Source organism: Nocardioides sp. Z24_21 (genome assembly GCF_058134345.1).
In genome coordinates this window covers 923,373-938,251 of the sequence record NZ_JBYTTH010000002.1, presented here as the reverse complement: position 1 = coordinate 938,251, position 14,879 = coordinate 923,373, and the positions used below count along the sequence as shown (strand labels likewise).

Annotated in this window: 12 protein-coding genes and 1 riboswitch; of the genes, 3 read left to right on the top strand and 9 right to left on the bottom strand. The window is 73.5% G+C overall.

Translation table 11 applies throughout. From position 1 onward, the window contains the following. Positions 1-17: 17 nt before the first annotated feature. Entirely contained in the window at positions 18-2,231 is a 2,214-nt protein-coding gene (locus tag AC3X7Z_RS10925; protein WP_489975917.1) for an NADP-dependent isocitrate dehydrogenase, read from the bottom strand. Between the two features lie 174 nt (positions 2,232-2,405). Here AC3X7Z_RS10925 and AC3X7Z_RS10920 point away from each other — a divergent pair, with 174 nt between their 5' ends. Next, entirely contained in the window at positions 2,406-3,536 is a 1,131-nt protein-coding gene (locus AC3X7Z_RS10920; protein WP_186341329.1) for an aquaporin, read from the top strand. Between the two features lie 7 nt (positions 3,537-3,543). On the opposite strand, the gene AC3X7Z_RS10915 is transcribed toward AC3X7Z_RS10920, so the two are convergent. Next, positions 3,544-4,248 (bottom strand): hypothetical protein, encoded by a 705-nt coding sequence (locus tag AC3X7Z_RS10915; protein WP_186341328.1) that lies wholly within the window; start codon positions 4,246-4,248, stop codon positions 3,544-3,546. Between the two features lie 106 nt (positions 4,249-4,354). Between AC3X7Z_RS10915 and AC3X7Z_RS10910 the strand changes: the two genes are divergently transcribed. After that, positions 4,355-5,344 carry a malate dehydrogenase gene (locus AC3X7Z_RS10910; protein WP_241005335.1) on the top strand — a complete coding sequence of 330 codons (990 nt, stop codon included), beginning with the start codon at positions 4,355-4,357 and terminating at the stop codon, positions 5,342-5,344. Positions 5,345-5,460: 116 nt separating this feature from the next. On the opposite strand, the gene AC3X7Z_RS10905 is transcribed toward AC3X7Z_RS10910, so the two are convergent. The 7 genes from AC3X7Z_RS10905 to AC3X7Z_RS10875 form a co-directional block, all read right to left on the bottom strand. Then, positions 5,461-5,835 (bottom strand): DUF3017 domain-containing protein, encoded by a 375-nt coding sequence (locus AC3X7Z_RS10905; RefSeq protein ID WP_489975916.1) that lies wholly within the window; start codon positions 5,833-5,835, stop codon positions 5,461-5,463. A gap of 1 nt (position 5,836) precedes the next feature. Continuing rightward, the gene (locus AC3X7Z_RS10900) at positions 5,837-6,685 is read right to left on the bottom strand and encodes a bifunctional methylenetetrahydrofolate dehydrogenase/methenyltetrahydrofolate cyclohydrolase (protein ID WP_489975915.1); all 849 of its coding nucleotides are present in this window, start codon (positions 6,683-6,685) and stop codon (positions 5,837-5,839) included. A gap of 26 nt (positions 6,686-6,711) precedes the next feature. Next, positions 6,712-7,956, bottom strand: a complete 1,245-nt coding sequence (locus AC3X7Z_RS10895) for an MFS transporter (RefSeq protein ID WP_186341324.1) — start codon at positions 7,954-7,956, stop codon at positions 6,712-6,714. A 108-nt stretch (positions 7,957-8,064) separates the two neighbouring features. Beyond that, positions 8,065-9,642, bottom strand: coding sequence for a bifunctional phosphoribosylaminoimidazolecarboxamide formyltransferase/IMP cyclohydrolase (gene purH / locus AC3X7Z_RS10890; protein WP_186341323.1), 1,578 nt, complete (start codon positions 9,640-9,642; stop codon positions 8,065-8,067). A 25-nt stretch (positions 9,643-9,667) separates the two neighbouring features. Continuing rightward, positions 9,668-9,745: riboswitch (ZMP/ZTP riboswitch) on the bottom strand. A gap of 1 nt (position 9,746) precedes the next feature. Then, the gene (gene purN, locus AC3X7Z_RS10885) at positions 9,747-10,364 is read right to left on the bottom strand and encodes a phosphoribosylglycinamide formyltransferase (RefSeq protein WP_186341322.1); all 618 of its coding nucleotides are present in this window, start codon (positions 10,362-10,364) and stop codon (positions 9,747-9,749) included. A gap of 9 nt (positions 10,365-10,373) precedes the next feature. Continuing rightward, entirely contained in the window at positions 10,374-11,576 is a 1,203-nt protein-coding gene (locus tag AC3X7Z_RS10880; RefSeq protein WP_489975914.1) for a YibE/F family protein, read from the bottom strand. A 2-nt stretch (positions 11,577-11,578) separates the two neighbouring features. Next, positions 11,579-12,859: a cell division protein PerM gene (locus tag AC3X7Z_RS10875; protein ID WP_489975913.1), complete on the bottom strand. Its 1,281-nt coding sequence runs from the start codon at positions 12,857-12,859 to the stop codon at positions 11,579-11,581. Between the two features lie 115 nt (positions 12,860-12,974). Between AC3X7Z_RS10875 and AC3X7Z_RS10870 the strand changes: the two genes are divergently transcribed. Continuing rightward, entirely contained in the window at positions 12,975-14,873 is a 1,899-nt protein-coding gene (locus AC3X7Z_RS10870; RefSeq protein ID WP_186341319.1) for a SigE family RNA polymerase sigma factor, read from the top strand. Positions 14,874-14,879 lie beyond the last annotated feature (6 nt).

Below are 14,879 nucleotides of genomic sequence, written 5' to 3'. Positions count from 1 at the left end.
TGTGACGTGCGTCGCGGTCAGTCCAGCGAGGCGATCGCGTCGTTGAAGGTCGCGGACGGACGCATCACCGCGGCGGCCTTCTCCGGGTCGGGGCGGAAGTAGCCGCCGATGTCGGCGGGCTTGCCCTGGACCGCGAGCAGCTCGTCGACGATCGTCTGCTCGGCCTCGCGGAGGGTGCCGGCGAGCGAGGCGAACGCCGCCGCGAGCTCGGCGTCCTCGGTCTGCTTCGCCAGCTCCTCGGCCCAGTAGAGGGCGAGGTAGAAGTGCGAGCCCCGGTTGTCGATCGTGCCGAGCTTGCGCCCGGGCGAGCGGTCCTCGTTGAGGAAGGTCTCGGTGGCCTTGTCGAGGGTGTCACCGAGGATGCGCGCCCGCGCGTTGTCGTCGTGGTCGGCGAGGTGCTCCAGCGAGGCCGCCAGGGCGAAGAACTCGCCGAGGCTGTCCCAGCGGAGGTAGTCCTCCTTGACCAGCTGCTGCACGTGCTTGGGCGCCGAGCCGCCGGCGCCGGTCTCGAAGAGGCCGCCGCCGTTCATCAGCGGCACGATCGAGAGCATCTTGGCGCTGGTGCCGAGCTCGAGGATCGGGAACAGGTCGGTGTTGTAGTCGCGCAGCACGTTGCCGGTCACCGAGATGGTGTCCTCGCCACGGCGGATCCGCTCCAGCGAGTACGCCGTCGCCTCCGCCGGCGCCATGATCTCCAGCGACAGGCCCTCGGTGTCGTGGTCCTCCAGGTACTTCTTCACCAGGGCGATGAGGTTGGCGTCGTGGGCGCGGGTCTCGTCGAGCCAGAACACCGCCGGGGTGTCGCTGGCGCGGGCGCGGGTGACGGCGAGCTTGACCCAGTCGCGGATCGGGGCGTCCTTGGTCTGGCAGGCGCGCCAGATGTCGCCGGCCTCGACGTCGTGCGACATCAGCACCTCCCCGGCGCCGTTGCGCACCTCGACGCGGCCGGCGGCGGGGATCTCGAACGTCTTGTCGTGCGAGCCGTACTCCTCGGCCGCCTTGGCCATCAGCCCGACGTTGGGCACCGAGCCCATGGTGGAGGGGTCGAGCGCGCCGTGGGTGCGGCAGTCGTCGATCGCGGCCTGGTAGACGCCGGCGTAGGAGGAGTCGGGGATCACCGCGAGGGTGTCCTGCTGCTCGCCGTCGGCGTTCCACATCTGGCCCGAGGTGCGGATCATCGCCGGCATCGAGGCGTCGATGATGACGTCGGAGGGCACGTGCAGGTTGGTGATGCCGCGGTCGGAGTCGACCATCGCGAGCGCCGGGCCCTCGGCCAGGCCCTTCTCGAACGCCGCCTTGATCTCGGCGCCGTTGTCGAGGGAGTCGAGGCCGGCCAGGATGGCGCCGAGGCCGTCGTTGGCCGACAGGCCGGCGGCGGCCAGGTCCTCGCCGTACCGAGCGAAGACGTCGGCGAAGTAGACGCGCACCACGTGGCCGAAGATGATCGGGTCGGAGACCTTCATCATCGTGGCCTTGAGGTGGGCGGAGAAGAGCACGCCGTCGGCCTTGGCCCGCGCGACCTGCTCCTCGAGGAACTCGTCGAGGCGGGCGGCGCTCAGGAAGGTCGCGTCGACGACCTCGCCCTCGAGGACCTCGAGGTCGGCCTTGAGCACCGTCTCCTGGCCATCGGTGCCGACGTGGACGATGGACAGCGTGTCGTCCGCCGGCATCACCACGGACTGCTCGTTGGTGCGGAAGTCGTCGTGGCCCATGGTGGCGACCGCGGTCTTGGACTCGCTGCTCCACGCGCCCATCGAGTGGGGGTGCGTGCGGGCGTAGTTCTTCACCGACGCCGGCGCCCGGCGGTCGGAGTTGCCCTCGCGCAGCACCGGGTTGACCGCGGAGCCCTTGACCTTGTCGTAGCGGGCGCGGATCTCGCGCTCCTCGTCGGTCTGCGGGTTCTCGGGGTAGTCGGGCAGGTCGTAGCCCTGCGACTGCAGCTCGGCGATGGTCGCCTTGAGCTGCGGGACGGAGGCCGAGATGTTGGGCAGCTTGATGATGTTGGCCTCGGGCCGGGTGGCCAGCTCGCCGAGCTCGGCGAGGTCGTCGGCGAGGCGCTGCTCGTCGCTCAGCCGGTCGGGGAACTGGGCGATCACGCGGCCCGCCAGCGAGATGTCACGGGTCTCGACGTCCACACCGGCGGTCTTCGCGTAGGCGGCGATGATCGGGAGGAACGAGTACGTCGCCAGGAGCGGCGCCTCGTCGGTCTGGGTGTAGATGATCTTGGCCATGGGTACGACAGCTCCTGTAGATCGTGATCTGATCCGGGCATAACTCTTGACGTCAAGATACCTGACGTCAGACCCGCCTGACGACTTGCCTACCCTCGCACCCCCGTCCCGACGCCGCTAGGCTCGACGTGGCCTACGAGGGGTATGGCCACCCTGACCTTGGAGGACGAGCGAATGAGCGACACCGTCGAAGCCACACCCACCACCGGACAGAAGTTCACCGCGGAGGCGATGGGCACGTTCGTGCTCGTCTTCTTCGGCTGCGGTGCGGCCGTCTACACCGGAGGCGACATCGTCGCCACCGGGCTGACCTTCGGTCTCACCGTCGTGGTGATGGCCTACGCCGTCGGGCGCATCTCCGGCGGACACTTCAACCCCGCCGTGACGCTCGGCGCGGTCCTCGGCGGTCGCCTGCCGTGGAACCAGGTCGGCATCTACATGGCCGCCCAGCTCCTCGGCGGCCTCCTGGCCGGCGCGGTGCTCTTCGCGCTGGGCCACGGCTTCGACGGCTTCGTCGCCGAGGGCAACATGGGGCAGAACTTCTTCGGCGACCAGGGCTCGGGCTTCGCCTGGTGGGCCGCCCTGCTGCTCGAGGTGCTGCTGACCGCGGTCTTCCTGTGGGTCATCCTGGGCGTCACCGACGAGCGCAACGAGGTCAACGTCGCGCTCGGCCCGCTCGCGATCGGCCTCGCGCTGTCGATGATCCACTTCGTCGCGATCCCGCTGACCGGCACGTCGGTCAACCCCGCCCGTTCCATCGGCGTCGGCGTCTTCGCCGGCATGGACGCGGTCGCGCAGCTCTGGCTGTTCGTCCTCGCGCCGCTGCTGGGCGCGGCGATCGCCGGCCTCACCTACCCGCTGCTCTTCGGCCAGGGCGCTGCCCCGGTCGCCGGCTCCGGCCTCAACTTCGGCGGCGGCCGCAAGGACCAGAACGTCCCGGGCAACTACGAGGCGCAGTGGAACCAGGGCCAGCAGGGCGGCTGGGGCCAGCCCGGCGCCGCCTGGGGCGCTCCCCCGCAGCAGCAGTGGGGCCAGCCCGACCCCTACCAGCAGCCGCAGCAGCAGCCCGACCCGGCCCACGGCGCACCCCAGGGCGCGCCGCAGCAGCCCGGCCAGTGGGGCGGCCAGCCCGCGCCGCAGCAGCCCGGTCAGCAGTCGCAGCCGGGCCAGTGGGGCCAGCCCGCCCCCCAGCAGCCCGGCCAGCAGCCGCCCGTCCAGCAGCAGCCCGGCCAGAGCGCTCCGGGCCACTGGGGCAACCCTGACGGCGACGACGACGGTCGCACCCAGGTGCGCCGCCCGGACTGACTCCGGGTCAGTCGGCCGGCTCGGCGGTCCAGCCGTCGTCGAGGTCCACCAGCCCCACGAGGCCGGCACCCTTCTCGTACACCGTGCGGGTCGTGGTGCCGGCCTCGTTGCGCAGCTGCACCAGCGCGGCCGACTGGTCCTCGATCGTGCTGCTCGCCCGCGGCAGGCCGGGCACGTCGTAGGCGAGCCACCCGTCGCCGAGCCGCGGGTCGGCCGGCATCGCGAGCCCGGCCTGAGCAGCGTCCTCGCCCGCCCGCCAGCTGCCGGTGCCCCCGTCAGCCCCGTCCGCGCCGACGAGCCAGACGTTGCCCGCCGTGTCCTGGGCGTAGAGGCGGGTCTCCACGCTCGTCGTGCGGCCGGTGCCGTCGTCGAGGTCGGTCGTGGTGCGCACGGCCGTGGCGTCGAGCCCGGCGACCGGGACGGTGGCCTCCAGCACCTCCACCTCGATCGTGCCGAGGTCGCGAGCGCCGTCACCCACGTCGTAGGTCCGCCGCGCCCCCGGCTCGAGGGCGAGCCACGGGTTGTCCACGGCGTCGACGAAGTCGGCGGGCTCGGGGCTCGGCGTCGGGACGACGAGGCCGTTGATGCCCGGGGAGTCGTAGGGCGCCGGCTGGCCGACACCGCCGCAGCCCGCGAGGCCGAGCGCCAGGCCGGCGGCGAGCAGCGCCGTCGCCGCCCGCCCCCGGCGTACGACCCGTGGCGCCCTCGTCATGGGCGCCAGCATGCCAGCCGCAGACCAGCCGACGACGCCGGGCCGGGCGCTGCTAGCGTCAGCGGGACAGACCTCACCGACCTCATCTCGCGAGGAGAAGACCACCGTGACCTCCGCTGAACCTCTCAAGGTCGCCGTCACCGGCGCCGCCGGCCAGATCGGCTACAGCCTGCTGTTCCGCCTCGCCAGCGGCGCGCTGGCCGCGGACCGCCCGATCGAGCTCCGACTGCTCGAGATCGAGCCCGCCCTCAAGGCGCTCGAGGGCGTCGTCATGGAGCTGGACGACTGCGCGTTCCCGCTGCTCTCCGGCGTCGAGATCGGCGCGGACGCCGAGAAGATCTTCGACGGCGTCAACCTCGCGCTGCTCGTCGGCGCGCGTCCCCGCGGCCCGGGCATGGAGCGCGGCGACCTGCTCTCCGCCAACGGCGCCATCTTCACCGCGCAGGGCAAGGCCCTCAACGCCGTGGCCGCCGACGACGTGCGCATCGGCGTGACGGGCAACCCGGCCAACACCAACGCGCTGATCGCGATGAGCAACGCCCCCGACATCCCGCGCGAGCGGTTCTCGGCGCTGACCCGCCTCGACCACAACCGGGCGATCAGCCAGCTCGCCGCCAAGACGGGCGCGAAGGTCACCGACATCGCGAAGATGACGATCTGGGGCAACCACTCCGCGACCCAGTACCCCGACCTGTTCCACGCCGAGGTCAACGGCCAGAACGCCGCCGAGCTGGTCGGCGACCAGGCCTGGCTGGAGAACGACTTCATCCCGACCGTCGCCAAGCGCGGCGCGGCGATCATCGACGCCCGTGGCTCGTCCTCGGCCGCCTCGGCCGCCTCGGCGACCATCGACGCGGCGCGCGACTGGCTCTTCGGCTCCGCGGCCGACGACTGGGTGTCGATGGCGGTCGTCTCGAGCGGCGAGTACGGCGTCCCCGAGGGCCTGATCTCCTCCTTCCCGGTCACCACCTCCGGCGGCGACTGGTCGATCGTGGAGGGCCTCGAGATCGACGACTTCTCCCGCGCGCGCATCGACGCCTCGACCGCCGAGCTCGACGACGAGCGCAAGGCCGTCACGGAGCTGGGCCTGATCTGACGAGCAGGCGCGTCCTGACCGCTGGCTCACGTCGAGTCGGCGCATCCTGACCGCACCTCGACCGCCGAGCCGGCGCCCGTGTCCCTTCTCGGGGCACGAGCGCCGGCTCGCGGCGTTCAGAAGCCGGGCTGGTCCGGGATCGAGCCGGCGAGGAAGATCAGCGACCCGCCCAGGACGACGAGGATGAGCGCGTCCAGCACCTTGTGGCGCACGGCCAGCATCCCGGCGTCGCGCCGGCGCAGCACCAGGCGTACGAGCGCCGCGGCGATCAGCGCGCCGCCCACCATCCGGATGCCGGTGCGCCACTCGTCGAGCACCACCACACCCATCGCCACCGCGACGACGCCCAGGACGAGCAGGTAGAACGCTCCCCCGATCGTCGAGGGGTAGCGGCGCGGCTCGTCGGGGTCCTCAGGCGGCGGCTCCGCCGAGACCGGCGGCACCGACTCGGGCGGCTCGACGGACGGCTCCGGGGCGTCGGGGTCGGGCATGTCAGGACCGGACGGACTTCTCGGCGATCTCGACGATGTTGCTCAGCAGCATCGCCCGCGTCATCGGACCGACGCCCTTGGGGTTGGGCGAGACCCAGCCGGCGACGTCCCACACGTCGGGGGCCACGTCGCCGGTGACCTTGCCGTCGACCCGCGACACGCCGACGTCGAGCACGGCCGCGCCGGGCCGGACCATGTCGGCGGTGATGATGCCGGGGACTCCCGCGGCCGCGACGACGATGTCGGCCCGGCGCACGTGGGAGGCGAGGTCGCGGGTGCCGGTGTGGCAGAGGGTGACCGTGGCGTTCTCCGAACGCCGGGTCAGCAGCAGGCCGAGGGGGCGGCCCACGGTGATGCCGCGCCCGACGACGACGACGTCGGCGCCCGCGATCTCGACGCCGTGGCGGCGCAGCAGCTCGATGGCCCCGACCGGCGTGCACGGCAGCGGTCCGGCCTCGCCGAGCACGAGCCTGCCGAGGTTGACCGGGTGCAGCCCGTCGACGTCCTTGGCGGGGTCGACGCGCGACAGCAGCGCGAACTCATCGAGCCCGGTGGGCTGCTGGACGAGAAACCCGGTGCAGGCGTCGTCGGCGTTGAGCTCGTCGATGACGGCCTCCACCTCGGCCTGGGTGGCGCCCGCGGGAAGGTCGCGCCGGATCGAGGTGATGCCGATCTCCGCGCAGTCCTTGTGCTTGGCGCCGACGTACCAGTGCGAGCCGGGGTCGTCGCCGACCAGCACGGTGCCGAGCCCGGGGACCACCCCCTGCTCACGGAGTGCGGCGACTCGCTGCGCGAGCTCGGCCTTGATGGTCCGCAGCGTGGCCGCGCCGTCCAGGGTCTGTGCCGTCACGCGGGCCAGTCTAGGGATCGGCTCGCTCAGACCCCGACCGGCGCCCCGATCCGGACCAGGTGCCGCTCGGCCGCGCGGGCAGCGGGGTGGGCGACGACGGCGGCCGTCATGCCGATCACGGCGATGGCGACCCAGCCGACCGTGCCGACCGTGAGGGCGAGCCAGGTGTAGAGGGCCGGGAAGACGATCGGCTCGACCTGGTAGCCCAGGCCCCAGATCCCCTGGTAGTCGCCGAGACGCCGGTGGTCGGAGAGCTCGGCGGTGAAGCACCAGTCGGCGGCCGACTGCCACAGCTCCGCGCCGGTGATGGTGACGTGGCCGATCCAGATCAGCACGATCGAGACCCAGCCCACCGTCTCGTGGGTCCAGGCGATGAGCCCGCACGAGAGGACGAACGCGTAGCCCGACCACCGCGCCGCCCGCAGCGACCCGTCGACGGAGTCGGCGACGCGGCTCGCGCGCACCTGCAACGCGACGGCGAGGACCGTGTTGGTGCCGAACAGCCAGGCCACCAGCGTCACCGGCGCGTCGGTGCGCTCGACCAACCACAGCGGCACCACGACGTTGAGCAGCACCTGGTTGGACGAGAGCACCCCGTTGCAGACGCTCAGCACGACGAAGCCCGGGTTGCGCCAGGCCGGCGGCGCCGCGACGGGCGTCCCGTCGTCCTGCACCTCCGGCACGGCGCGCGCCACCGCCGGCAGCACCGTCGCGATCAGCAGCGCGTTGAGCACCAGGAGGGCGCCGGTGACCAACGGGATCAGGCGCACGGCGTCGAGGCCGATGCCGAGCGCCACTCCGCTGGCGCCGGCGCCCAGGGTGTAGCCGACGTTGCGGGCGGCGCGCATGTAGGCCATCGCCCGCACGCGGACCGCACGCGGGAAGACCGCGATCCGGTAGACGTTGCGCGCGTTGCGCCCGGCGGTCTCGAAGATCGCGAGCACCGACAGCATCGCGACGAAGGTCGCCATGTCGCCGATGAACGGCCACGCGAGGTAGAGCGCCGCCTCCACGAGGCTCGCCACGGCCCACAGCGGCTTGGCGCCGACCCGGTCCGCGAGCCGGCCCATCGGCAGCTGCAGGACGAGGGTGACGCCCGCGGCGATCGACATGCCCAGCCCGACCTGCGCCCCGCTCAGCCCGACGACCTGGGTGAAGTAGACGGCGGTGCCGGCGAGGAACGTGCCGGTGGCGAACGCCGACAGCACGCACTGCCAGACCAGGTCGCGCTCGAGCTTCGTCGGCGGGAGGACCCGCTGCCACCACCGCACGTCGTACCCCCACTCGGCTATCTTGACGTCAAGATAACAGGGGTCGGTGGTGCGCGCGCGGCATTTTCCGCGCGGCGGCGCCCCCTCCACGCACCGCCCGGGGGCGGGTCAGTGGAAGAAGTGCCGGGCCCCGGTGAGGTACATCGTCACGCCCGCCGCCTCGCACGCCGCGACCACCTCGGCGTCGCGCACCGAGCCGCCGGGCTGGACGATCGCCCGCACCCCCGCGTCGATGAGGATCTGCGGGCCGTCGGCGAACGGGAAGAACGCGTCGGAGGCCGCGACCGCCGACGCGGCACGCTCCCCCGCCCGCTCGACCGCGAGGCGGCAGGAGTCGACGCGGTTGACCTGGCCCATCCCGACGCCGACGGAGGCGCCGCCGGAGGCGAGCAGGATGGCGTTGGACTTCACCGCCCGGCAGGCGCGCCAGGCGAAGGCGAGGTCGGCCAGCACCTCGTCGGAGGCGGCCTCGCCGGTCGCCAGGGTCCAGCTCGCGGGGTCGTCGCCCTCCGCGGAGAGCACGTCGCGCTGCTGCAGCAGCAGCCCGCCGGAGATCGAGCGCAGGTCGCTGCCGCCGCGGGTGAGCGGCGGGCACTCCAGGATCCGGATGTTCTTCTTGGCCTGCAGCGCCTCGATGGCGCCGTCCTCGTAGCCGGGCGCCACGACGACCTCGGTGAAGATCTCGGCCACCTGCTGCGCCATCGCGACGGAGACCGGCACGTTGGTGGCGATCACGCCGCCGAAGGCGCTGACCGGGTCGCACTCGTGCGCCTTGCGGTGGGCGGTGGCGACGTCGTCGGCGACCGCGATGCCGCAGGGGTTGGCGTGCTTGATGATCGCCACGGCCGGCTCGTCGAAGTCGTAGGCCGCCCGGCGGGCCGCGTCGGCGTCGACGTAGTTGTTGTAGGACATCTCCTTGCCGTGGTGCTGGGTGGCCTGGGCCAGGCCCGGCCCGTCGGGCAGGAAGCCGGTGCCGTAGAGCGCGGCGGACTGGTGCGGGTTCTCGCCGTAGCGGAGCGCCGCCTCCTTGGTCCACGTCGCGCCCAGCCACGCCGGGAAGCCCGAGCCGTCGCTCGTGTCGGTGAGCACGTTGCCCATCCACGACGCCACGTGGACGTCGTAGGTCGCGGTGTGGACGAAGGCCTCCGCGGCGAGGCGGCGGCGCTCGGCCAGCGTGAAGCCGCCGGCCGCGACGGCGGCGAGCACGGCGTCGTACGCCGCGGGTGAGGTGACGATGGCGACGCTGGGGTGGTTCTTCGCGGCGGCGCGCACCATCGAGGGCCCGCCGATGTCGATCTGCTCCACGCACTCGTCGGGTCCGGCCCCCGAGGCGACGGTCTCGGTGAACGGGTAGAGGTTGCTCACGACGAGGTCGAACGGCTCGACGCCGAGCTCCTCGAGCTGCGCGACGTGGGAGTCGAGGCGGCGGTCGGCCAGGATGCCGGCGTGCACCCGCGGGTGCAGGGTCTTGACGCGGCCGTCGAGGCACTCGGGGAAGCCGGTGAGGTCCTCCACGCGGGTGACCGGCAGGCCGAGGGAGTCGATGAGCGCGGCGGAGCCGCCGGTGGAGACGAGCTCGACGCCGGCGCCGTGCAGGCCGCGCACCAGCTCGTCGAGGCCGGTCTTGTCGTAGACGGAGACGAGGGCGCGGCGGATCGGGACGCGGTGCTCGGCGGTGGGGGACACGGGACTCCTCGGGTGGGCAACGAGTCGGGGGCACCCAGGCGTTCGATGCTCCCCGGCGTCACTCCCTGGTGGTGACCCACCTGCGCCAGTCGTGTGGCTGCAGACTACCGAGCGGGAGCGCCGATGCGAACCCGGCGACCCTCCACCGTGATGCCGTCGCGGGCGATGCGGCCCACCGCGTCGACGAGCATGGCGCGCTCGGCGGTCTTGATCCGCTCGTGCAGCGACGCGACGTCGTCGTCGTCGGCCACCTCGACGGGCACCTGCGCCACGATCGGCCCGGTGTCGACGCCGCCGTCGACCACGAACAGGGTCGCCCCGGTCACCTTGACGCCGTGCTCGAGGGCGTCGCGCGGGCCGTGCATCCCCGGGAACGCCGGGCACAGCGCCGGGTGCGTGTTGACGGTGAGGAACCGGTCGAGGAACTCGGTGGACAGCAGCTTCATGAACCCCGCGGACACCACCAGGTGGGGCTCGAAGCGCTCCACGACCGTCGCCAGCGACGCGTCCCATCCCTCGCGGGTCTCGAAGTCCGACAGCTTGCGCACGAACGTGGGGATGCCGGCGCGCTCGGCGCGGGCCAGGCCCTCGATGCCGTCGCGGTCGGCGCCGACCGCCACCACCCGGGCGCCGTACGCCGGATCGGCGCAGGCGTCGACCAGGGCCTGGAGGTTGGTGCCGGCCCCCGAGACGAGGACGACGAGGCGGGCGGGCTGCTGCACGGGGCGATCCTAGGCGCGGTGGGACCCGCCCGCGCCCACGCCCCGGTCGCGCACCAGCCGACCCGCGACGAGGGCCGCGATCGCCGTGGTCACCGGCACCGCGGCGATGATGCCCAGGCCGCCGACCAGGCCGCGCACGACCTCCTGCGCGACGACCTCCTGGCTGATCGCGACGCCGAACGGCATCGACAGCGCCGAGAACACCAGCATCAGCGGGAGCGTGGCGCCGACGTAGGCCAGGACCAGCGTGTTGACGGTGGAGGCGACGTGCGAGCGCCCGATGCGCATCGCCCGCGTGAAGAGCGAGCGGGTGGTCGCGTCGGGGTCGACGTCGGCCAGCTCCCAGACCGCCCAGGTCTGGGTGACGGTGACGTCGTCGAGCACGCCGAGCGCGCCGATCACCAGCCCGGCCAGCAGCAGGCCGCGCAGGTCGACCTGGGCGGCGATGCCGGAGATGTACTGGCTGCCCTCGTCGACCAGGCCGGTGAAGTGGCCGACCCGGGTGAAGACCCAGCCGACGCCGCCGATCACCACCAGCGACACCAGGGTGCCGATCATCGCCACGGTCGAGCGCACGTCGAAGCCGTGGGAGAGGTAGAGCGTGACGAGCATGATCGCGGCGGCGGACGTCACCGCGACCAGCAGCGGGGAGGCGCCCTCCATGATCGCCGGCAGGGTGAACACCGCGATCAGGACGAGGGAGTACGCCAGGCTGGCGAGCGCACCGATGCCGCGCCAGCGCGACAGCGCGAGGACGCCGACGGCGAAGAGGATCGTCAGCACCAGCAGGGGCGGGCCGCGGTCGAAGTCCTGGAACGCGTACTGCTCGCCGGCGGGTGCCTGCTCGGTGAGCGACACGATGATCCGGTCGCCGGCGACCACCTCGGGCGCCTGGGGGCCGTAGGGCAGCAGCGCGTCCGCCGTGCCGGGCGCACCGGGCCCGCTGAGCAGCTCGACCTCCGCGAGCCGGCAGCCCGCCACCTCCTCGCCGTCGCGCGGCGGGCAGGGACCGACCTCGGTCACGGTCGCGGTGCCGCGCTCGACGTCGACGCCGGGCTGGTCGATCTGAAGGTCGCCGTCGGGCCACAGCACGACCAGCCCGACCAGCGTCGCGAGCACCAGCGGCCCCACGACGAGTCCGATCAGCACCGCGAGCCGACGCGGCAGCGGGCCCAGGGAAGGGCGCGCGCCGTGGCTGTGTCCAGCCCCCACGCTCAGTCCTCGGCGCCGGGGTGGGCCGGGTCGCCGGCCGGTGCGGGCACCTGGGGCACCGCCCGGGCCGCGCGCCAGGCCAGCCACGACAGCACGGCCGCACCGGCCAGCGCACCGATCCCGCACGCCGTGACCGAGTGCACCAGGACGTCGCGGGTGAACGGGCCGACGAACCGCATGCGGCCAGGCCCGGCCGCACCGCCGGACAGCGAGGCGAGCAGGGCGAAGCCGACGCCGGCCGCGAGCCCGCCACCGCAGCCGGCGAGCGCGATCCGATCCCAGGTCAGCACCCGGCCGCGCAGCGTGCGGTGGGCCGACCAGGCCGCGACCAGCGCCGGCAGCGCCATCAGCGCGCCGACCCAGCCGGCGGGCGTGCCGACGGCGGGCAGCGCGGCGAGCAGCGGCACGACCGGCAGCGGCCCCAGGACCACCGCGCCGGGCGAGACCACGGTGGCCCCACCCATCGCGAAGCCGGGGCCGAGCAGCCACGAGCCGGTGAACAGGGCCGCGTTGGGCGCGAACGCGGCGTTGACGAGCGAGTAGAGCCCGGCCTCGGCCGGGCTCTGGTGCAGCCGCGAGGTCATCGTGGCGGCGTCGTCGAAGGAGAGGGCCAGCGCGACGAGGAACACGAGCGCGGAGAGGGCGAGCAGCCGGGCCAGCACGGCTCCGGCCACGGCGGCGCCCGCGCGGACCGAGAGCGGCACGAACGCCGCCCAGATCGCCGCGCGGCCCGAGCCGATCGCGATGGCGGGCGCCGCGACGAACGCGGTCAGGAGCAGGCTCCAGCCGAGCACCCGCGGCAGGGACGGGTCGGCGGTGGTGCCGGCGGCGAGGGTCGCGACCACGACGGCCACGACGGCGTAGGCGGAGAAGAACAGGGCGATCGCGGTGGGCACGGTGAGGTCGCGCTCGCCGTCGGAGATGCGGTCGGCGTCGGGGCCGTGGCCGGAGACGGCGTCGCCGACGCGGTGGCCCAGGCGCCACATCGACCAGGCGGCGATCGCCGTGACGCCGAGGGGGACGATCGTGATCCGCGCGCCCATGACCGTGACGCCGGAGCCGTGACCGGCCAGCCACGCCAGGGCCCCGACCCGCATCCCGTCGCGCGGGGCGCCGTGGACGCCCGCGTCGCTGGCGAACCAGCCGATGACCCCGACCGCCAGCAGCACGACGAGCGGACCGAGGGCGGCGAGGGCGCCGCCGAACGTGGCGATGAGCACGAGCGGACGCGGCCGGGGAGCCTCGGTCCGGGGGTGCTCGGGTCGGGTCAGGAGCGACGTCATGGCCGCCCCATCATCACCCGCTCCCCGCGGCAGATCGCGCTGCCACGCCGCCCCCGGCCGGGACCGGTGGGACGGATGTGCGCCGTGTGCACGCCTCCCGTACCGTGGAGCGGTCATGAGGAGCCCCGAGACCTTCGACGCCTACTACGTCGAGACGCGCACCCGCCTCCTGCACGAGGCGTACGCACTGACCGGTGACGCGCCCGCGGCCCGCACCGCCGTCCGGGACGCCTTCGTCGTGACGTGGCACCACTGGCGCAAGGTCGAGCACCTCGACGACCGAGACGGCTACGTCCGCGCCCTCGCCCTCGGTCGCGCCCGCCGACGGCACAACGCCCGCCTCTGGCACCGTGACAAGTCGCTCGACCCCGAGGTGCGCAGCACCCTCGACGCGTTGAGCAAGCTCACCGCGCGCCAGCGTGAGCTGCTCGTGCTCAACGTGCTCTCCGCCCTCTCCCTGAGCGAGCTCGCCCGCACCGTGGGCCTGCCCCGCGCCGACGCCGAGCGCGAGCTCCAGACCGCGACCGCGCAGTTCGCGCTGCACCGCGACGCGCCGAGCACCGAGATCCCCCGCCTGCTCCACGCCCTCTCCGGCCCGCTCGAGGACATCCGCTGGCCGCGAGCCACCGTGATCCGGCGCTCCGGCGCGGCGCGCCGGCGCACGCACACGGTCATCGGCGCGGCGGTCGCCACGGCGGCGCTGGTCGCCTCGGGCTCCCTCGTCGCCGCCGGGTCGGGAGCAGAGCCGACCAGCCTCGGCGAGGACAAGTCGACGCCGGGGGTCACGGTGCACCCACCGGTCTCCGACGCCGACGGCGCCGACAACGTCGCCGCCGACGCCCTGCTCTCCCCCGCGCAGCTGTCCCGGTTCGGGGCCGGGCTGGACTGGACCGAGACCGCCACCACCGACGACGTCGACGGCGACGGCCTCGTCGCGCCCTGCCAGCGGGAGCGGTTCGCCGACCCCGACGGGGTGAGCGCGCTGACGCGCACGTGGAAGGGGACCGAGACCCGCGTCGTGAAGAAGAAGGTCGGCACGGGCAAGCGCGCACGCACCCGCAAGCGCGAGGTCACCTCCGTGCGGTCCACGGCCGTCGAGGTGGTCGAGACGTCGCGCACCGCCGAGGACGCCGAGCAGGCCTTCGAGACCGCCTCGCTGTGGTTCGCCGGCTGCATCGACCCGCGCACCCAGCTCGTCACCACCCGCACCGTCACGCGCGTCGGCGACGAGGCCCGCGCCTTCAGGCTGCGCTCGTGGGGCAAGAAGTCGGCCGACATCTCCGTCGGCGTCGCGCGCACCGGCCGCCTGGTGGTGGCCCTGGTGGTGCGCAGCCAGGGCAAGCCGGTCGGCGACAAGGCGGTGCTCACCGGGCTGTCCGCGGCGGTCAACGGCGTCTGCGGCGCCGAGGGGGCCGGCACCTGCGCCGGTCGGGCAAGGGCGCGCACGAGCGCGCCGCTCCCCATCGGTACGCCGCCCGGGCTGCTGTCGGTGGTCGACCTGCCCCCCGTGTCCGCCGTCCGTGGCCCCTGGGTCGGCACCGACGCCGAGAAGGCCCGCACCAACTACGCGGCCACCCGCTGCGACCGCACCAGCTTCACCGGCAAGGGCATCAGCAAGGCGCTGACCCGCACCTTCCTGTTCCCGGAGACGCCCAACGCCAGCCAGCTCGGCCTCACCCAGACCGTCGGGGCGATGAAGCCGGCCCGGGCGCGCACGTTCGTCGACACGGTGCGCGACCGGATCCGCGAGTGCGCTCGCGCCAACCTCGGCACGAGCGTGACGCAGCTGGCGTCGAGCTCCTCGAAGTCCTCCGACCTGAGCGTGTGGGCGCTGACGTTCGAGATCAACGACCGACAGTCGTTCCCGTTCCTGATGGCCATCGTGCGCGACGGCGGCGCCGTCTCGCAGCTCGGCTTCGCCCCCGACCGCAACATGACGATGTCGCGGGCCGACTTCGTCACCCTCGCGCGCCGCGTGATGCAGCGGCTCGGTCCGCTCGACTCCGCACGCTGACACAAC

What these genes read in the sequence shown, in the direction of transcription:
- AC3X7Z_RS10925 (WP_489975917.1), bottom strand. Translation starts at nt 2,231, where the DNA reads ATGGCCAAGATCATCTACACCCAGACCGACGAGGCGCCGCTCCTGGCG.
- AC3X7Z_RS10920 (WP_186341329.1), top strand. Translation starts at nt 2,406, where the DNA reads ATGAGCGACACCGTCGAAGCCACACCCACCACCGGACAGAAGTTCACC.
- AC3X7Z_RS10915 (WP_186341328.1), bottom strand. Translation starts at nt 4,248, where the DNA reads ATGACGAGGGCGCCACGGGTCGTACGCCGGGGGCGGGCGGCGACGGCG.
- AC3X7Z_RS10905 (WP_489975916.1), bottom strand. Translation starts at nt 5,835, where the DNA reads ATGCCCGACCCCGACGCCCCGGAGCCGTCCGTCGAGCCGCCCGAGTCG.
- AC3X7Z_RS10875 (WP_489975913.1), bottom strand. Translation starts at nt 12,859, where the DNA reads ATGACGTCGCTCCTGACCCGACCCGAGCACCCCCGGACCGAGGCTCCC.
- AC3X7Z_RS10870 (WP_186341319.1), top strand. Translation starts at nt 12,975, where the DNA reads ATGAGGAGCCCCGAGACCTTCGACGCCTACTACGTCGAGACGCGCACC.